General features: G+C 68.5%; 17 protein-coding genes and 2 pseudogenes. 13 read left to right on the forward strand and 6 right to left on the reverse strand.

Going from position 1 to position 17,516, the window contains the following annotated elements; all coding sequences use genetic code 11:
• Positions 1-3: 3 nt before the first annotated feature.
• The 4 genes from BST17_RS27320 to BST17_RS27335 all read right to left on the reverse strand — a co-directional run bounded on the left by BST17_RS27320 (position 4) and on the right by BST17_RS27335 (position 3,077).
• A complete protein-coding gene (locus BST17_RS27320; RefSeq protein ID WP_083062149.1) occupies positions 4-1,011 on the reverse strand; it encodes a zinc-dependent alcohol dehydrogenase family protein in 1,008 nt (335 codons plus the stop codon).
• A 112-nt stretch (positions 1,012-1,123) separates the two neighbouring features.
• On the reverse strand, positions 1,124-1,768 hold the full coding sequence (locus tag BST17_RS27325) for a CIA30 family protein (RefSeq protein WP_234807855.1): 645 nt from the start codon (positions 1,766-1,768) through the stop codon (positions 1,124-1,126).
• The gene (locus BST17_RS27330) at positions 1,758-2,195 is read right to left on the reverse strand and encodes a DUF4174 domain-containing protein (RefSeq protein WP_234807856.1); all 438 of its coding nucleotides are present in this window, start codon (positions 2,193-2,195) and stop codon (positions 1,758-1,760) included. The genes BST17_RS27325 and BST17_RS27330 overlap by 11 nt, the downstream gene beginning before the upstream one ends.
• A 30-nt stretch (positions 2,196-2,225) precedes the next feature.
• Positions 2,226-3,077: a serine hydrolase gene (locus BST17_RS27335; RefSeq protein ID WP_083062167.1), complete on the reverse strand. Its 852-nt coding sequence runs from the start codon at positions 3,075-3,077 to the stop codon at positions 2,226-2,228.
• Positions 3,078-3,266: 189 nt separating this feature from the next.
• Here BST17_RS27335 and BST17_RS27340 point away from each other — a divergent pair, with 189 nt between their 5' ends.
• The 12 genes and pseudogenes from BST17_RS27340 to BST17_RS27395 all read left to right on the forward strand — a co-directional run bounded on the left by BST17_RS27340 (position 3,267) and on the right by BST17_RS27395 (position 14,861).
• The gene (locus BST17_RS27340; RefSeq protein WP_083062151.1) at positions 3,267-4,385 is read left to right on the forward strand and encodes a cellulase family glycosylhydrolase; all 1,119 of its coding nucleotides are present in this window, start codon (positions 3,267-3,269) and stop codon (positions 4,383-4,385) included.
• Between the two features lie 111 nt (positions 4,386-4,496).
• Positions 4,497-5,414 carry an alpha/beta hydrolase gene (locus BST17_RS27345; RefSeq protein ID WP_083062168.1) on the forward strand — a complete coding sequence of 306 codons (918 nt, stop codon included), beginning with the start codon at positions 4,497-4,499 and terminating at the stop codon, positions 5,412-5,414.
• Complete coding sequence (locus BST17_RS27350) at positions 5,414-6,253, forward strand: SDR family NAD(P)-dependent oxidoreductase (protein ID WP_083062152.1); 840 nt, start codon at positions 5,414-5,416, stop codon at positions 6,251-6,253. Before BST17_RS27345 ends, BST17_RS27350 begins: the two co-directional genes overlap by 1 nt.
• A gap of 11 nt (positions 6,254-6,264) precedes the next feature.
• Positions 6,265-7,185: a reductase gene (locus tag BST17_RS27355; RefSeq protein ID WP_083062153.1), complete on the forward strand. Its 921-nt coding sequence runs from the start codon at positions 6,265-6,267 to the stop codon at positions 7,183-7,185.
• Positions 7,182-8,660 carry a flavin-containing monooxygenase gene (locus tag BST17_RS27360; RefSeq protein ID WP_083062154.1) on the forward strand — a complete coding sequence of 493 codons (1,479 nt, stop codon included), beginning with the start codon at positions 7,182-7,184 and terminating at the stop codon, positions 8,658-8,660. The genes BST17_RS27355 and BST17_RS27360 overlap by 4 nt, the downstream gene beginning before the upstream one ends.
• A gap of 9 nt (positions 8,661-8,669) precedes the next feature.
• Positions 8,670-9,425, forward strand: coding sequence for a MerR family transcriptional regulator (locus BST17_RS27365; protein WP_083062155.1), 756 nt, complete (start codon positions 8,670-8,672; stop codon positions 9,423-9,425).
• Between the two features lie 122 nt (positions 9,426-9,547).
• The gene (locus tag BST17_RS27370) at positions 9,548-10,540 is read left to right on the forward strand and encodes a substrate-binding domain-containing protein (RefSeq protein WP_083062156.1); all 993 of its coding nucleotides are present in this window, start codon (positions 9,548-9,550) and stop codon (positions 10,538-10,540) included.
• A gap of 8 nt (positions 10,541-10,548) precedes the next feature.
• On the forward strand, positions 10,549-11,544 hold the full coding sequence (locus tag BST17_RS27375) for an ABC transporter permease (protein ID WP_083062157.1): 996 nt from the start codon (positions 10,549-10,551) through the stop codon (positions 11,542-11,544).
• Entirely contained in the window at positions 11,541-12,323 is a 783-nt protein-coding gene (locus BST17_RS27380) for an ATP-binding cassette domain-containing protein (RefSeq protein WP_083062158.1), read from the forward strand. The genes BST17_RS27375 and BST17_RS27380 overlap by 4 nt, the downstream gene beginning before the upstream one ends.
• A pseudogene (locus BST17_RS29905) lies at positions 12,301-12,768 on the forward strand (PfkB family carbohydrate kinase); the annotation flags it as partial. The gene BST17_RS27380 and the pseudogene BST17_RS29905, both read left to right, overlap by 23 nt.
• Positions 12,769-13,215: 447 nt before the next feature.
• Complete coding sequence (locus tag BST17_RS27390; protein WP_083062159.1) at positions 13,216-13,866, forward strand: nucleoside/nucleotide kinase family protein; 651 nt, start codon at positions 13,216-13,218, stop codon at positions 13,864-13,866.
• On the forward strand, positions 13,863-14,861 hold the full coding sequence (locus BST17_RS27395) for a LacI family DNA-binding transcriptional regulator (protein WP_083062160.1): 999 nt from the start codon (positions 13,863-13,865) through the stop codon (positions 14,859-14,861). Before BST17_RS27390 ends, BST17_RS27395 begins: the two co-directional genes overlap by 4 nt.
• A 126-nt stretch (positions 14,862-14,987) precedes the next feature.
• Here BST17_RS27395 and BST17_RS27400 read toward each other — a convergent pair whose 3' ends face one another.
• Positions 14,988-16,154 (reverse strand): zinc-dependent alcohol dehydrogenase, encoded by a 1,167-nt coding sequence (locus tag BST17_RS27400; RefSeq protein ID WP_083062161.1) that lies wholly within the window; start codon positions 16,152-16,154, stop codon positions 14,988-14,990.
• 12 nt (positions 16,155-16,166) lie between these two features.
• Positions 16,167-16,676: a hypothetical protein gene (locus BST17_RS27405; RefSeq protein WP_083062162.1), complete on the reverse strand. Its 510-nt coding sequence runs from the start codon at positions 16,674-16,676 to the stop codon at positions 16,167-16,169.
• A 178-nt stretch (positions 16,677-16,854) separates the two neighbouring features.
• Here BST17_RS27405 and BST17_RS27410 point away from each other — a divergent pair.
• A pseudogene (locus BST17_RS27410) lies at positions 16,855-17,516 on the forward strand (glycoside hydrolase); the annotation flags it as partial.

A 17,516-nucleotide genomic window follows, 5' to 3' on the forward strand; every position in this document is an offset into this window, starting at 1 on the left:
CCGCTAGCAGACACGTGGCGGCAGCGCGACGGTGTCACCCACCACATCGATGGCGACCTTGCCGCGCAGTACGTACGACCGTCGGTTCTCCAGCAGGTCGTGTGCCTCGCCGGTGCGCGCGAGCGGCAGGGTCGCACCGATCACCGGCGTCACCAGACCCCGTTCGGCCAGGGTGGTGAGCGCATCCAGCTTGCCCCGGTTCTGGCGGGTGAAGACGAAGTGATAGGCGGCATTGCGGCCCCACGCCTGAATGAGGTTCTGCGGCTGGGCGATGTCGACGATGCTGACGACCCGCCCCAGATCGGCCAGCACCAGCGGACTTCGGGTGAGCGTGTCACCCCCGATCGTGTCGAATACGACGTCGACCCCGGCACCGCGGGTCAGCTCGGCCACCGCGTCGACGTAATCGGCCGACGCGTAGTCGATCACGGCATCCGCCCCGAGGGAGCGCACGAAGTCCTCATCGCCGGCTCGTGCCGTGGTGAGCACGCGTGCGCCGATCGCCCTGGCGATCTGGATCGCGATGGTGCCGACACCGCCGGCGCCACCATGGATCAGGACGGTCTCGCCCACGGTGAGCCCCGCGCGGGTCACCAGGGATTCCCAGACCGTCCCGCCGACGAGCGTCAGGCTCGCCGCCTCCAGATGGCTGAGGTTTTCCGGCTTGCGGCCGACGAGGTCGACATCGGCGACGTGCTGCTCGGCGTAGGAGCCGGGGCCACCGAAGATCTGGGGTGTGTAGTACACCGCGTCACCGGGACGGAATTCGGTCACGTGCGTGCCGACCTGCTCGATCACCCCGGAGATGTCGTGGCCGATGATGGCGGGGAGCGGCACCTCATCGGGGTAGTCGCCGCGGCGGATCTGATAGTCGAGTGGGTTCACGGCGGTCGCATGGACGCGGACCCGCACCTGGCGCGGACCGACGGGCGGTACCGGCACCTCGCGCAGCTCGAGCGCGTCCGTGCCGCCGAAACGGGTGAGCACAACGGCTTTCATGGACTCGGTCATCTGGGCTTTCCTGATCGTGATCGGTTCCCACCCAGAATCGCCGCATCGCGACAGCCGCGCCAGTGGCGAGAATGCCATTATCCGCGAGGATAGTGACAACGTGCCGACCCGCTCAGAAGGCCGCGTCGACCCCGGTGACGGTGATCGCGAAGGGTCCCTGCTGCTTGTCCAGGATGTAGACCGCCACCTGATCGATAGTCGACGGATCCACGGTCGGGGGAGCATCCGGCGCGGGATCCAGGCGCATGCCGACCGGTTCGAATCGCTCGACCGGCAGATCGTAGGTCCGCGGGACGCCGGCCTCGGTGGCGAAGCGCTGGACATAGGACCAGGGCCGGGCGGTATCGCGCACCTTTATCAGATAGGTCTTCCCGTCGCCCACCGCGCGCACCCGCAACGACCGCGCGCCGGTGGCCTTCGGGCCGATCTCGGGATCCACCGGCCCGCGGGTCGAGGCGAACCCGCCGTTGTTGTCCAGGGAGATGCTGCCCGAGAACCGAAGGCCGCCATCGTCGAAGGCGATTGCCGACGTGGACCTGCCGCCCATCACGGGGTCGTTCACCGTCGTCCACCCGGCGACCTCCTCGGCGGTGTCGAGATCGACGAGGACGACGTCGGCAGCAGCCGGGGCCGGTGGTGCGGGCGATTCCTGCGCCTGTACCGCGCCGGTACACGCCATCAGCGACAACGCCGTACACGCGCCGAGGGCGAGGGCGGCCGATCGCCGGCCCGCTCGGTAGCCCGGGTCAGCAGCCACCTGCGGCACCCATCTCCCGGCCGCGCATCGGCATGCCGTCGATGACGCGGTAGATCCGCTGCAGATCCGGCACGGTGTCGACGCGCCACTTCTCGCCGCCGTCCTTGCCGATCAGCAGCACGGCGAACGCACCGTCGGCGACCGCATACCGGTCAGCCAGTCGTCGTGCCCGGTCGGCGTCGACCACCCGGCCACCGAGCGTGCTGACGCCGTCGGCCACCAGCTGACCGAGCACCATGTCACGGCCGGTGAATTCGCAACGGCTGGAATCGATGCGGGCACGTGTCTCGACGAGCCGGGGGTCATCGGCGCTCGGCGCGAACACCAGCAGGGGCCGCTGTTGCCACAGATACTCGTCGAGTTCACCGGCCATAGCGTTACCCGATCCGAACACGGACGCGATGACCATCGTGGCGAGAACGATCATCGAATTAAGGACGGTACGCATCATCGCCGCCTACAGGTGCCCGCCGGGGAACATCGTCCGCACCGCCTGGGTGATGGTCGCGCGCGCGGTGGCCGCATCGCTGGGCTGCAGCGAGCCGATCGCCATCACATACCGCTGGTCGGGTCCGATGGCCCCGGTGGATACGTGCACCTGGTTGCCACCTCCCCAGCAGCAGAACCAACCCTGTTTCACCGCAACGGGCTCGGCAGCGACGCCGTCCGGGATGCCGAACCGCTGCGGGTAGCCGTCGAGTCCCGACGACGTGAACCCGGCGAGGTTGCTCATGATGATGCCGGCCTGCTCGGCGGGCAGACCTCCGCTGCCGTCGAGCAACTTGCTGTAGTAGCGGACGAGATCGGCCGCGGTGCTCTGGGCGACATCCCAACCGCCGTCATAGGGCGCGATGGTGCCCGTCAACCCGTACCGGCCGACCACCCGATCGATGATGGCGTTGCCGCCACCGCGGTTCCAGAACACCTGCGCGGCACTGTCATCGGAGGATCGCAGCATCGCGTCGAGGGACTTGCGGTCGGCCGGGCTCAGCTCGGACTCACCCCGCGACTCCTGCAGCAGCAAATCATCGGCGATGAACAGCTTCACCACCGAGGCGATCGGGAAGGGCTGGTTTGCGCCGTTGGTGGTCAACTGTCCGGTGCTGCGATCGAGCACGGCGATCTCGACGGTGGCGCCCGCGTCGGCGGCCTCGTCGGTGGCCTGCCGAACGCGCATGTCGAGCCCGGCGGGCAGTTCGGGCGGCGCCTGCCGCATCGACTGCACCGGTGCCTGTGGCGCGGTGTCGACGGCCGGCGGCATACCGGAACTGCGTGCCTCGCAACCGCCGACGAGTGCGGCCGCCACCATGATGGCCGCGGTGGTGATGACCGATCGGGACGCCACGATTCCTCCTGGTGGATGTGAGGAGGACGCCGCGGCCCGCCTGTCTGCTCAGATGTACCCAGATTGCCCGTTTGGTAACAATTTGCAACCCGAACGATTGCAGTGTGGCTGGGCGATGGCTCCCGGCCCGCGCGCGGCCCTAGATTTTTCAAAGTGCGCCGCCGAACCCTGCTCCAACTGTCTGCTCTGACGGCGGCGGGTGCGGCGCTCTCGCACGTGCCGACCGCATCGGCGGCGGCCCCGCGGTGGACGCCGGAACAGGCGCACAACTGGTACCGCCGGCAGGGCTGGCTGGTCGGCGCGAACTACATCCCGGCGACCGCGACCAACCAGATCGAGATGTGGCAGGCCGGAACCTACGATCCGCGGCGCATCAACGGCGAGCTGCAGGTGGCCCGCACCATCGGGTTCAACACCGTCCGGGTGTTCCTGCATGATCAGCTGTGGGCCCAGGACCGCGCCGGGTTCCTGCGCCGCGTCGCGCAGTTCGTCGACATCGCCGCCAGTCACGGCATCAAGCCGCTGTTCGTCTTCTTCGATTCCTGCTGGGATCCGCATCCCAAGCTCGGCCCCCAGCCCGCGCCCACCCAGGGGGTGCACAACTCCCGCTGGGTGCAGAGCCCCGGCGCGGATCTCATCGACAACCCGCGCTACCGGCCGGTGCTGCGCGACTACGTCACCGGTGTGATCGGCGCCTTCCGCACCGACAACCGGGTGCTGGGCTGGGACCTGTGGAATGAGCCGGACAACCCGGCACCCCAGTACGGCGATGTGGAACGCAGCGACAAGGACGAGGTGGTCGGCGAACTGCTGCCGCAGGTGTTCCAATGGGCCCGGGCGGTCAATCCGAGCCAGCCGCTGACCAGCGGGGTGTGGCGCGGTTCGTGGCGCAACCCGTCCGGCATCCCCGCGATCCAGCTGGACAACTCCGACATCATCACGTTCCACAGTTACGCCGAGCCGACGACGTTCGAAGACAAGATCGATCAGCTGGAGCCGTTGGGCCGGCCGATCATGTGCACCGAGTACCTGGCCCGGGAGGACGACAGCACGGTCGAGAACATCCTGCCCGTGGCCAAACGGCGCGGGGTGGGCGCATACAACTGGGGCCTGGTCGCCGGCCGCACGCAGACCTATTTCCCGTGGGACTCGTGGGACGCCCCGTACGACGAGATCCCGGAGAAATGGATGCACGATCTGGTGCATCCGGACGGCCGGGCGTTCCGGGCCAGTGAGATCGCGACGATCCAGAAGCTGACCGCTCGAACGTGACCGCCGGGGCAGGCACAATCGTGACACTGCCAAAAGGCGACATTGACAAATGGCACATTGGGTGATGGCCTATTACCCGTGACGGTAATCGAGGTGCCGACCCGCGCGACGATGCGCGCCGGCCTGTCCGCGATGGTGACCCGCTGGACGCTGGGCAATCTGACGAGCGTCATCCCGATGAACCCGGCCGGCGTGTGGTTCGGCAGGCAACTCGTCGCGAGCATCATGGCCGTGGGCGGATCGATGCCGGCCGGATCCCGGATCATCCCGGCGCCGCACGGCGAGTGGGTGCTCGGGCCCGGCGTGCAGTTCGGCGACCGGGCCGGGTACTACGTGCACGGCAGCGCCTACGTCGTGTGCTCGGCCAAGACGCACCGCAAACTCGTCGCCCGGCTGTCGGAGGCCACCGGCCTGCCCTTCCTCGTGGTGGACTACCGGCTGGCCCCCGAGCACGTGTTCCCCGCCGCGGCCGAGGATGTCGAGGCCGGCTACCGGTGGCTGCTGGCCCAGGGATACGCCGCCGACGACGTGGTGATCGCCGCCGATTCGGCCGGCGGGCACCTGACCTGCGACATGCTGCTGACGCACGCCGACGAGGCAGGTTTCCAGCCCGCGGGTGTGGTGCTGTTCTCCCCGCTGATCGACCTGACGCTGGCCCTGGCCGAGGCGCAGGAGCGGATTCGCCGGGACCCGGCCAGCTCGACGCGTAGCGCGCGCCGCATGGTCGGGCTGTACACCGCCGGCCAGGATCCGCGAAACCCCCGCCTGCAGTTGGGTTTCGGGCGCGCCGCCGCCCTGCCGCCGGTGCTCATCCAGGTCGGTGGGTTCGAGATGCTGCAGGCCGATGCCGTCCATCTCGACGAACAGTTGCGTGCCGCCGGCGCGGTGTCGGTCCTGGAGATCTGGCCCGGCATGGTGCATGTCTTCCAGGCGCTGCCCCGGCTGGTCCCGGAGGCGCCGGCGGCGCTGCAGCGGGCCGCCATGTTCATCGCCGACCGTTTTGACGACCGACTCCGGGAGATCTCTTGATGTTCAACATTTTCGGTGCGCCTCGCCGCACCGCCGACGCGCGCGCCGTGGTGACGGGTGCCGGCAGCGGGATCGGCCGGGCGTTCGCCCTTGAGCTCGCCCGGCGGGGTGGCGAGGTCATCTGCGCAGACATCGATGCCGACCGGGCGGCCGAGACGGTGCGCCTGATCAAGGACCTCGGCCGCGGCGCGGGTCATGCCGTGCAATGCGATGTGTCCGATCGCGGCGCCGTCGAGCTGCTGGCCAAACAGGCCGAGGAGATCTTCGACGGCCCGCCCACCTGTGTGATCAACAACGCCGGCGTCGGCATCGGCGGGAAACCGGTCGGCGACATCGGTTTCGAGGACTGGGAGTGGGCACTCGGGATCAACCTGTGGGGGGTGATCTACGGCTGCGAGGTATTCACGCCGATGCTGCGCCGCGCCGGGCGGGGCGGCATCATCAACGTCGCGTCGGCCGCCGGCTTAGCCGCCGCACCGTCGATGGCCGCCTACAACGTCTCCAAGGCCGGGGTGGTGTCGCTGTCGGAGACGCTGGCCGCCGAACTCAGCGGAACCGGGATCGCGGTGACGGTGTTGTGCCCCACCTTCGTCAAGACCAACGTCTTCACCGACGGCCGCATCACCCCCGGGTCGATGAACCTGAGCCAGCAGCTGGCCCGCTGGACCGGGGTGTCCGCCGAGGGGGTGGCCACCCGCACCCTCGACGCGCACGACCGCGGCAGCCTCTACGTCGTGCCGCAACTGGACGCCAAGCTCGTCTGGCACCTCAAACGGCACGTCCCCGCCCTCTACGCCCGCGGTGCAGGCCTGCTCGGCCGTCTGCTCCCGGAAAACTGAAAGGAACGATCATGGCAATGGATCTGGACAACATGCTTCAGATGATCAAGGACAAGCAGTGGTCTCTGGTCGACATCGACTGGGACGCACCGGGTGCCGAGCTCATCGACGATGAACTGTGGGCCAAGCTCAAGCCCTTCATGACCGACCTGATGTGGATCGAGAACGTCGGCGCGCGCGGGTTCGCCGCCCTGGCCAAGAAGGCACCCACCCCCACGCTCAAGAGCATCTACGAGCACTTCCACGCCGAGGAGCAGAAGCACGCCAACGCCGAGCTGGCGCTGATGCGCCGGTGGGGCATGCTCGACAACGACGAAATCCCGCCGCCCAGTGTCAATGTGCAGCTGGTGATCACCTGGCTGGACAAGTTCTCCGACGGTATGTCGCTGTCGATCCTGGGCACCGTGATCCCCATGCTGGAGGTGGCGCTCGACGGCGCACTGATCAAGTTCATCACCGACGAGGTCAAGGACCCGGTGGCGCAGGAAGTCTTCAAGCGCATCAACTCCGACGAATCACGGCATCTGGCCGTCGATTTCGAGGTGATGGACATCCTGGGGCATGCCACCGCCCGCAAGCTGGCCGTCGAGTTCGTGGGCAGCTGGATGAATCCGGCGCTGGTCATCGGCACGCTGAGCTACTTCCCGCTGCTGAACAAGATGCGCGACAACATCGTCGCGATGGGCGTCAACGAGGAGCGGCTGTATCAGGCCATGCGACGGTTCCGCAGCGTGGGCGAGCGCAGCGAATTCGTGCACCGGGTACCGATGTACCGGTTCATCAGCTGGCACAGCAAGAAGGTCATCGACCGCAGCTCGAAATACCACTGGCTGGCCGACTCCCTGGTCAAGGTCACCGGTGTCATCCCGATGCCGCTGGTGCGCTACACCCCGACCTGGTCTGAGGAACTGACCTATGAGGCGACGGCATGAGTGCAGGCGTGCGTGACGTCGCGATCATCGGAGCCGGATTCGCCGGCATCGGGGCGGCGATCCGGCTGCTGCAAGAGGGTGTCGACGACGTCGTCATCTTCGAGCGGGACAACCGGGTGGGCGGAACCTGGCGCGACAACACCTATCCCGGTGCCGCGTGCGACATCCCGTCGCGGCTGTACTCCTACAGCTTTGCCCCCAACCCGGACTGGTCGCACACCTACTCCGGTAGCGCGGAGATCCTGGACTACATCGACCGCATGGTCGACACCCATGGGTTGGAGCCCAGGATCCGTTTCGGCCACGATGTCGCCGGTCTGGAGTACGACGAGAGCCAGGGCGTGTGGTCCATCCGGTTCCGCGACCAGGACCCGGTCCGGGCCCGGACGGTGGTGATGGCTCCCGGCCCGCTCGCCAACGCGAGCCTGCCCGACATCCGGGGTATCGAGACCTTCGAGGGCGCCAAGATCCACAGTGCCCGTTGGGATCACGATTACGATTTCACGGGTAAGAAGGTCGCCGTGATCGGCACCGGTGCCAGTGGTGTCCAGATCATCCCGGAACTGGTCAAGGTCGCGGAATCGGTCAAGGTCTTCCAGCGCACGCCCGGCTGGGTGCTACCGAGGCTCAACACCGCCACCGGCGACCGGGCCAAGGGTCTGTACCGCCGACTGCCGTTGGCGGAGAAGGCTGTCCGCTCCGCGTGGTTCTGGGGGCATGAGTCGGTGGCGCTCGGCGTGGTGTGGGACACCCCGCTGACGCGTGTCGTCGAGGCCATCAGCCGCGCCCATCTGCGGATGCAGGTCAAGGACTCGTGGCTGCGTCGCCAGCTGACCCCGGACTTCTCGGCCGGGTGCAAGCGGTTGCTGATGACCAGCGACTACTACCCGGCCCTGCAGGCCGACAACTGCAAGTTGGTCACCTGGCCGATCGCCCGGCTGTCACCGCGCGGTGTGCGCACCGTCGAGGGTATCGAGCACCAGTTCGACGCCATCGTGTTCGCCACCGGATTCGATGTGTCCAAGGCCGGCACGCCGTTCCCGGTGACCGGCATCGAGGGCCGGGACCTGGCCGCGGAGTGGAGCTCCGGCGCCTATGCCTACCGCAGTGTCGCGGTCTCGGGCTATCCGAACCTGTTCTTCACGTTCGGTCCCAACTCGGGACCGGGCCACAGTTCGGCACTGGTCTACATGGAAGCCCAGATCGACTACATCACCCAGGCGATCGGTTCCCTGCTGCGGTTCGGGTGGAAATCGCTCGACGTGCGCCCAGAGGTCCAGCAGCGCTACAACGACGATATCCAGCGTCGACTGCAGGCCACCACCTGGAACTCCGGCTGCCAGAGCTGGTATCTCACCGAGGACGGCTTCAACGCCACGATGTTCCCCGGGTTCGCGACCCAGTACGTGAACCAACTCAAAACCGTGGATCTGCAGGACTATCGGATCTCGGTGGCTGAACTGGTGGATGCGTAGACTCGGCCGGTGGCCGAGTACCGGATCGACGACCTGGCACGCCGGGCGGGTACCACCGCGCGAAATGTCCGGGTCTACCAGGAAAGTGGGTTGCTGCCGCGCCCACAGCGTCGCGGTCGGGTGGCGATCTACACCGACCGGCACCTGCGCCAGCTCGAGGCCATCATCCGCCTGCTCGGTGAGGGATTCACGGTCAAGCACATCCTGAAGTTCCTCGACGGTCTGCGCCGCGGCGAGGGTCTGGCGCAGGTACTCGACCTGGCCGACCTCGGGGAACTGGTGGTCGAGCCGTGGTCGCACCCGGTGCAGGCCACGGCATCACGGGCCGAGCTGGAAGCGCAGCTCGGCCCGCTCGACGAGGGCACGCTCGGCAGGCTGGTGGCCGACCGGATCATCGAGGAGACCGAGGTCCCGCAGCGCTACCTGGTCGCCGACCAACGGGTCACCGAGGATTTCGCCGCGCTGATCTCCCGGGGTATGCCGCTGCCGGTGATCCTGGAGACCACCGCGGCCGTCGACGCGCACCTCGACGAGGCCGCGCGCGTGCTGGCCGCCGCCGGACACACCGAGGTGGTCCGGCAGCGGAGCACCGGCTGGTACCCCGGTACCGATGCGGAGTTGGCCTGGGCGGCCGACCTTGTCGACACCATGCGCCGGGTGGCGCGCCGCTCGGCACAGGCCAGCCTGGACCGAGCCCTCGACCAGGCCGTGCGGACCGAGTTGCGCCGGTACCAGGAGCACCGGACGGTGCCGACCGAGCGCTGAGGTTGTCCGGCCGCACCGGTCCGATGAATTTCGCGAAAGCGCATGCGCAAGCGCTTGCCTCCTGCTTACCCTCTGAACACCAGGACGAGATCGTCGTCACATCCGGGGACAAAGGAGTCCACATGTTCGGTAAGCGCAGCACGCACGCGGTCGGAGCGGTCCTGATGGCCGGTGGCCTGGTCATGGGCATGACGGCGTGCGGGGGATCCGGGTCGGACGGCATCAAGGTCGGTCTGATCACCAAGACCGATTCCAACCCCTTCTTCGTGAAGCTGCGCGAGGCCGCCCAGGCGCAGGCCGAGAAGGACGGCGCCGAACTGATCGCCCTGGCCGGTGCCTTCGACGGCGATAACGAGGGCCAGGTCGCCGCCATCGAGAACATGGTCGGCCAGGGCGTCAAGGGCATCCTGATCACCCCGAACTCGTCGACCGGCGTGCTCGATGCGATCAAGAAGGCCCGCGACGCCGGCGTCGTCGTCATCGCGCTGGACACCGCGACCGACCCCGAGGACGCGGTGGACGCCACCTTCGCCACCGACAACCTGGCCGCGGGCGTCAGCCAGGGCAAATGGGTGCGCGCCGCGCTCGGGGATGCGCCGGCGCAGGTCGTGATGCTCGACGGCACCCCCGGTGGCACGGTCGACACCTTCCGCCATGACGGCTTCCTGGAGGGGTTCGGCATCACCGAGGGCTCACCGGAGATCGTCGGTCAGGAGAACACCAACGGCGACCAGACCAAGGCGCAGACCGCGATGGAGAACATCCTGCAGCGGGCGCCCGGCATCAACGCGCTGTACACCATCAACGAGCCCGCCGCGGCCGGCGCATATCAGGCCATCCAGGCCGCCGGCCGGGCCGGCCAGATCACCATCGGCTCGATCGACGGCAGCTGCACCGGCGTCGCCGACGTGAAATCCGGCAAGGTCGGCGCCACGGTCATGCAGTTCCCGGCGAAGATGGCCGAGCAGGGTGTGCAGGCCGTCGTCGCGTTCGCCAAGGACGGCACCAAGCCCAGCGGCTTCAACGACACCGGGTCCGAACTCATCACCGACAAGCCGGTTCCCGGGCTCGACTCCAAGGACACCGCCTGGGGCGAGCAGAACTGCTGGGGCTGAGTGCACCCGTGAGCACCGACGCACCGGCCACGGCGAAGCCATCGGCATCGGGCAGATCGCGCCTGGACACCGTCCTGCGTGAACCGCTGCTCGGGCCGCTGGTGGCGCTGGTCCTGGCCATCATCATCTTCAGCGCGATCTCCGACTCGTTCCTCAACCCGCAGAACGTCTCGCTGATCCTGCAGCAGTCGGTGGTGATCGGCATCCTGGCCGTCGGCCAGACGCTGATCATCCTCACCGCCGGGATCGACCTGTCGATCGGCGCGATCGCCGTGTTCGGCAGCATCGTGCTGGCCCAGAGTGCCGGTGCCGGTGGCCCGTTCGTCGCGCTGGGGTCGACGCTGCTGGTGTGCGTCGTGTTCGGTGCGCTCAACGGCGGCCTCGTCACGGCACTGCGGCTGCCGCCGTTCATCGTCACCCTCGGCACGTTCACCGCGATCCAGGCCGCGACCCGGTTGCTCGCGGGCTCGGAGACCTACCGGGTGGAGCCGGGACCACTCACCTTCCTGGGCACCTCGTTTCGCATCGGCTCGTTCTCGACCACGTTCGGTGTGGTCGCGATGCTGCTGGTCTACCTGGTCGCCTGGTATGCGCTGAGCCAAACCGCCTGGGGCAAGCATGTTTACGCCGTCGGCGGTAACCGCCAGGCCGCCGACCTGTCCGGTATCAAGTCCGGTCGGGTGCTGGTCTCGGTGTACATCACCACCGGGGTGATCGCCGCCATCGCCGCGTGGGCGGCGCTGGGCCGCATCCCGAACGCCGACCCGAACGCGTATCAGAACGCCAATCTGGAATCCATCACCGCGGTCGTGATCGGCGGGACCAGTCTGTTCGGCGGTCGCGGCGGGGTGGGCGGCACGCTGGTCGGCACCCTGATCGTCGGCGTGCTGCGCAACGGGCTGACCCAGGCCGGGGTCGACAACCTCTATCAGAACATCGCGACCGGCATCCTGGTGATCGTCGCGGTCGCGGTGGATCAGTTCGCCCGCAGGAGGTCACAGTGAGTGACACACCCGTGCTCGAGGCACGCGGCCTGGTCAAGAAGTACGGCAGCGTCACCGCCATCGACGGCGCCGACTTCGCGCTGCATGCCGGCGAGGTCCTCGCGGTCATCGGCGACAACGGGGCAGGCAAGTCGAGCTTGATCAAGGCCCTCGCCGGTGCGGTGATCCCCGATTCCGGGCAGATCCTGATGAACGGAACGCCGGTGTCGTTCAGGAACACCCGGGACGCCCGCGCCGCCGGCATCGAGACGGTGTACCAGGATCTCGCCGTGGTGCCCGCCCTCGACATCGCCTCGAATCTGTACCTGGGCCGGGAAGTACGCCGGAAAGGGCTCGCCGGCAGCATCTTCCGCCGACTCGACATGCCGCGGATGCGCCACGACGCGTCCGGACACCTCAGCGACCTCAAGATCGGCATCAAATCGGTCAACCAGGCCGTCGAGACACTGTCGGGTGGGCAACGCCAGGGTGTCGCGGTGGCCCGGGCCGCCGCCTTCGGCCGCGGCGTCATCATCATGGACGAACCGACCGCGGCCCTCGGGGTCAGGGAGTCCGGGCAGGTCATCGATCTGATCCGCTCGATCCGCGAACGCGGTATCCCGGTGGTGCTCATCAGCCACGACATGCCCCACGTTTTCGAGGTGGCCGACCGGATCCACATCCACCGGCTAGGGCGGCGCGCCGGTGTCGTCGACCCGACGAAGCGGACGATGTCGGAGGTGGTCGCCCTGATGACCGGTGCGGAGGAGCCGACCGATGAGGAACGCGCCGGTCTCTGAGAAGGCCCCGGTCGGGGTCTTCGTCGGATTGGCCACGCTGGACGTGATCCACCGCATCGCGAAACCGCCTGCGGTGAACCAGAAGATCACCTCGACCGCACAGTTCGTCGCCGCGGGTGGGCCGGCGGCCAATGCCGCGGTCACCTTCGCCGCCCTCGGCGGTGACGCCAGGCTGGTGACGGCGCTGGGCACCGACCCGGTCGCCGATCTGATCCGGGCGGACCTCGCGGCGCACGGGGTCGAGGTCATCGACGCGGCGGCGGGGGAGCACCGTGCGGTGCCGGTGTCGGCGGTATCGGTCGTCGAATCGACCGGTGACCGATCGGTCGTCTCGCTGGACGCGGTGCAATCCGACACCCCGCCACCGGACACCCTGGCCGAACTGCTGGCCGGCGCCGACGTGGTGCTGGTCGACGGGCACCATCCGGTGATCGCGCGGGCTGCCGCCGCCGCGGCGGCCGGCCACGACACCATGCTGGTGGTGGACGCCGGCCGGTGGAAACCGGTGATGGCCGAGCTCAGCACCCCACGCGACGGACATGGTGTGCTCCAACGACTTCCGCATCCCGGATACCGACGGCTCGGAGTCCACCGCTGCGGCGCTGGTGACCGGCGGCGTTCCCACGGTGGTGACCACCCACGGTGGGGACCCGGTCCAGTGGTGGTCGTGGGGCCGGTCCGGTGCCGTGCCGGTGCCCGCGGTGCAGGCCGTGGACACCCTGGGTGCCGGGGACGTCTTCCACGGCGCCTACGCCTATTTCGCCACCCGGCCCGGTGGCCTGGAGCAACGCATCGATCGCAGCGCCCGGGTGGCCGCACTACGGTGTTCGGTAGTCGGGCCACGGGCATGGCTGGACGAACTCCCCGACGAGCACACGCGGAAGCAGGAACGGTGACCCTCGAGCAGGACGCGCAGGACGCCACACTGGACCAGCTGGTCGAGGCGGCCAGGGCGCTCGTCGTCGCCGGCGAACGCCGCATCCTCGGTCTCACCGGTGCGCCGGGCGCCGGCAAGTCCACCGTGGCCGAGCAGATCGTCGATGCGCTCGGTCCGCAGGTCGCCGTCCTGGTGCCGATGGACGGGTTCCATCTGGCCAACGAGGTCCTCATCGCGCTGGGACGCCGCGACCGCAAAGGGGCACACGACACCTTCGACGACGGCGGGTATGCGCGCCTGGTCGCTGCGCTGCGCACCCAGCGGGCCGAGGATCCCGTCGTCTACGCACCGCGGTTCCACCGCGAGATCGAGGAGTCGATCGGATCGTCGATCCCCGTGCCGGCGACGGTGCCGCTGGTGGTCACCGAGGGCAACTATCTGCTGCTGGAGTCGGATGCCTGGCCGACCGCACGGTCGCATATCGACCAGGTGTGGTTCCTGGCCCCGGACACCGATGTGCGCCATGACCGCCTGGTCCGCCGGCACCAGGCCTACGGCAAGTCCCGCGAGGAGGCCGAGTTCTGGGCGCTGGGATCCGATGAGCGCAATGCCCGGCTGATCGAGTCGACCGCCGGTCGCGCAGACCGCATCGTGCGCCTGCGATGACGACGATGGGTGATGTCGCCCGCATCGCGGGCGTCTCGGCCTCCACCGTCTCCCATGTGCTCAATGGCACCCGTAATGTCAACGCCGCCACCCGGTTACGGGTGGAAGCGGCCATCGAGGAGGTGGGTTACCGGCGCAACGGCGTCGCCCGGTCGCTCGCCGCGGGGCGGACACATACCGTCGGGCTGTCGATCTCGGCGCTGACCAACCCGTACTTCGGCAGTCTGGTGCACGCGGTGGAGCGGGCGTTGTCCGATGCGGGATACGTCCTGATCGTGGGCGATTCGCATGATGAGGTGACCTCCGAACAACGGGTCACCGGCTCCCTGCTGGACCGCCAGGTCGACGGGATGATCGTGGCCCCGGCGGCCGGTTCGGAGCACACCACCCTGCCCGAGATCACCCGGACCGGCACACCGCTGGTGCTCATCGACCGCGGTGTCGATGTCGGATGCGACCGGGTGGTCCCGGAGAACTTCGCCTCGGCCAAGACGCTGACCGAGCATCTGCTGGACCTGGGGCACCGCCGGGTCGCCGTGGTGCGCGGGCTGGCCGGGATCACCTCCACCATCGAGCGCTTCGACGGGTACTGCGCGGCGCTGTCCGGCCGCGGCATCACCGTCGACCCGGCGCTCGTCATCGACGGCGAATCCAGCACCGATGTCGCCGAGCGGCAGGTGCACGCCCTGATGTCGGACGCCGACCGGCCGACCGCGCTGGTGTCGCTGAACAACGCGATGACGATCGGAACGCTGAAAGCCGTTCGCGGCTTGGGTCTGTCGATACCCCACGATGTCGCGTTCTGCTGCTACGACGATTTCGAGTGGTCGGATCTGTTCGAGCCCAGGCTCACCGCGGCGGCCCAGGACGTCGAGACCATCGGGGTGAAGGCAGTCGAGCTGCTGCTGCGCCGCATCCACGGCGACGATGACGCGGCCCAGCACATCCGCGTGCCGACCACGTTCCACCACCGCAACTCGTGTGGATGCGGCTGACGAACATCGGTTGGTCGCAGTCCACTTCACGATCGGGCCGGGCCGGCGGGTTCGCAGGCCGCGATGATCATCGTGCAGAGCCTGCTGGCCGACGAGTTCGGTCTGCCGTACCCGCCCACGTGATCCTCACGGCCGCAAGGCGACCCGGATGCAGCCGTCGTCCTTGTTCTTGAACATCTCGTAGGCGCGCACACCATCCTCCAACGGCAGGTCGTGGGTGATCAACACCGACGGATCCAGATCGCCCTGCGCCACGTAGTCGAAGAACTGCGGGATGTAGCGCTGCCCGTGCTGCTGGGCCGATCGCAGCGTCAGACCCTTGTTGGCGAGCACCCCCATCGGGAACTTGTCGGTCAGGCCGTAGACGCCGAGCACCGCGACCACCCCGCCCTTGCGGCAGGCCAGGATCGCCTCGCGGAGGCTGGCGGCCCGGTCGGTCTCCATGCGCAGCAACTGCTTGGTGCGGTCGTAGACCTCCTGCAGGCCGGTGCTGTGGCCCTCCATGCCGACCGCGTCGATCACCGCGTCCGGACCCCGGCCGCCGGTGACCTCGCGCAGCACCTCCTGCACGCTGTCGACGGCGCCGTAATCGATCGTCTCGGCCCCGAAATCGGCGGCCAGCGAAAATCTTTCGGGTATCCGGTCGATCACGATGGCCCGTCCCGCCCCGCGCAGCAGCGCGCTGCGGGCCGCCATCAGGCCGACGGCGCCGGCGCCCCACACCGCGATGGTGTCACCGGGGGTGATGTCGCAGAAGTCGGCGCCCATGTATCCGGTGGGTACCGCATCGGACATGAACAACGCCTGCTCGTCGGTGACGAAGTCGGGAACGGTGAAACAGTTGGCGTCTGCGAACGGGACCCGGATGTACTGCGCATGGGACCCGGCATAGCCACCGAAGGGGTGGGTGTAGCCATAGATGCCGCCGGTCGGCGCTCCCAGGATGGGCTGCTGCAGTTCGGCATTCGGGTTGGTGGTGTCGCAGAGCGAATACTGGTCGTGGTCGCAGTGCCAGCAGCTGTTGCACGCGATGAACGACGGGACGACGACCCGATCGCCCACCTTCGTGCCGGTCACCGCCCGTCCGACCTCCACGACCTCGCCCATGAACTCGTGTCCGAAGACATCGCCCGCCCGCATGCCGGGCAGATACCCGTCGATGAAATGCAGGTCGGACCCGCACGTCGTGGTCAGGCGGACCGCGACGATGACATCGTTGGGATTGATCAACTGCGGGTCGTCGACCGTCTCGACGGCCAGATCGTTCACGCCGTTCCACACCAGTGCTCGCATATCGGGTCCTTCTCAGCGTTGGGAGTCACGCGCGCTGGGATTGCGCGCAATGGTCGGGATCTCTCCGGTCAGCAGCAACGCGCGGAATCGGTAGAGCGCCTTGTACAGCAGTGGCCCGGTCAGCACACCGGGCGCCGGCGCGCTGATCCGCCCGATCACCTCGGTGCCCATGGCCTGCGGTGCCTCCCGCAGCGCGACGACGAGCTCCAGGCTGCTGTCGGGTTTGACGTCGGTGTACTTCACCCCGTCGCCGTCGGCAGTGACGACGCATTCCCACGAGGGGTCGTCGTCGGCGTCGCGGCCGGGAAACGTCCAGCGCAGCCGGTTCGGTCCGATGCTCGCGACCTCGGCGATCTCGCCGAAGACCGTTGACAGCGCCACCGGGTCGGACAGCGCGGCGACCACCGCGTCGCGCGGCCGGCCGATCGTGACCGCCTGCACCGTGGATTTGTGACCGGCCGAGCCGGCGACCTTCTCGACCAGCTGCCGAGCCTGCTCCTTCGCGTTCTCCAGCAGTGCCATGACGCTCCTTCGGTGGGGATGCCGCGGGCTACCCGAGGGGCCGTGCAGCGAAACGGGTGGATCCCGACCGGGTGACCTGGCCGGGTGGACATCGCAGGTGTCAGTTCGTAGCCTGTCCCGGGACGTAGACAGCTGGACCAGGACCGGTCCGTGCAACGTGAGGACCGTGACAATCCGTATGACCCGGGTGCGCCAGACAGTGCGGCGAACGGTGTCCGGAACGGCGGCCGCAGCGTTGGTGCTGGCGGTGTCGATGGGAGTCGTGAGCGCCGACCCCGCAGCCGATGCGCTGGCCAAACTCGAAGAACTGTCCAGTCAGGCGCTGCAGAGCCGGGAGGCCGTCACCGCCGCGCAGCGCGCCGTCGACGCCAGATTGGCCGAGCAGACCGCCGCCGACGCCCGGCAACGCGCCGACGCCGAGGTGCTGGCCGCCGCCAATGCCCAGCTCGCGCCCTTCCAGGCCGCCGCCGACCGGGTGGCCGCGATGACCTACATGAGCGGACGCACCGGTCAGTTGCAGTCGGTGCTCACCGCCGGGTCACCGCAGCAGCTGATCGACAACCTGTCCCTGCAGCGGGCGGTCGCCGCCCAGTCCGCCGACAAGGTGGCCGCGCTGCGGGCCGCCCGCGAACTCGCCGCCGGCGCGGCCCAGGCGTCCGAGAAGTCCGCCGTGGGGGCGCGCGCCGCCGCCGAGCAGGCCGCCGCCGTCAAGGCCGAGTTGCAGAGCAAGCTGACCGAGCTGCTGCGCCAGATGGCGGCCGCCGAGGCCCAGTACGCCGCGTTGACGCCGCAGCAGCAGGCCATCGTCGACAATGCACCCCCGCCGCCGCAGGCCCCGCC

This window comes from Mycolicibacterium bacteremicum (assembly GCF_002086115.1).
Taxonomy (GTDB): domain Bacteria; phylum Actinomycetota; class Actinomycetes; order Mycobacteriales; family Mycobacteriaceae; genus Mycobacterium; species Mycobacterium bacteremicum.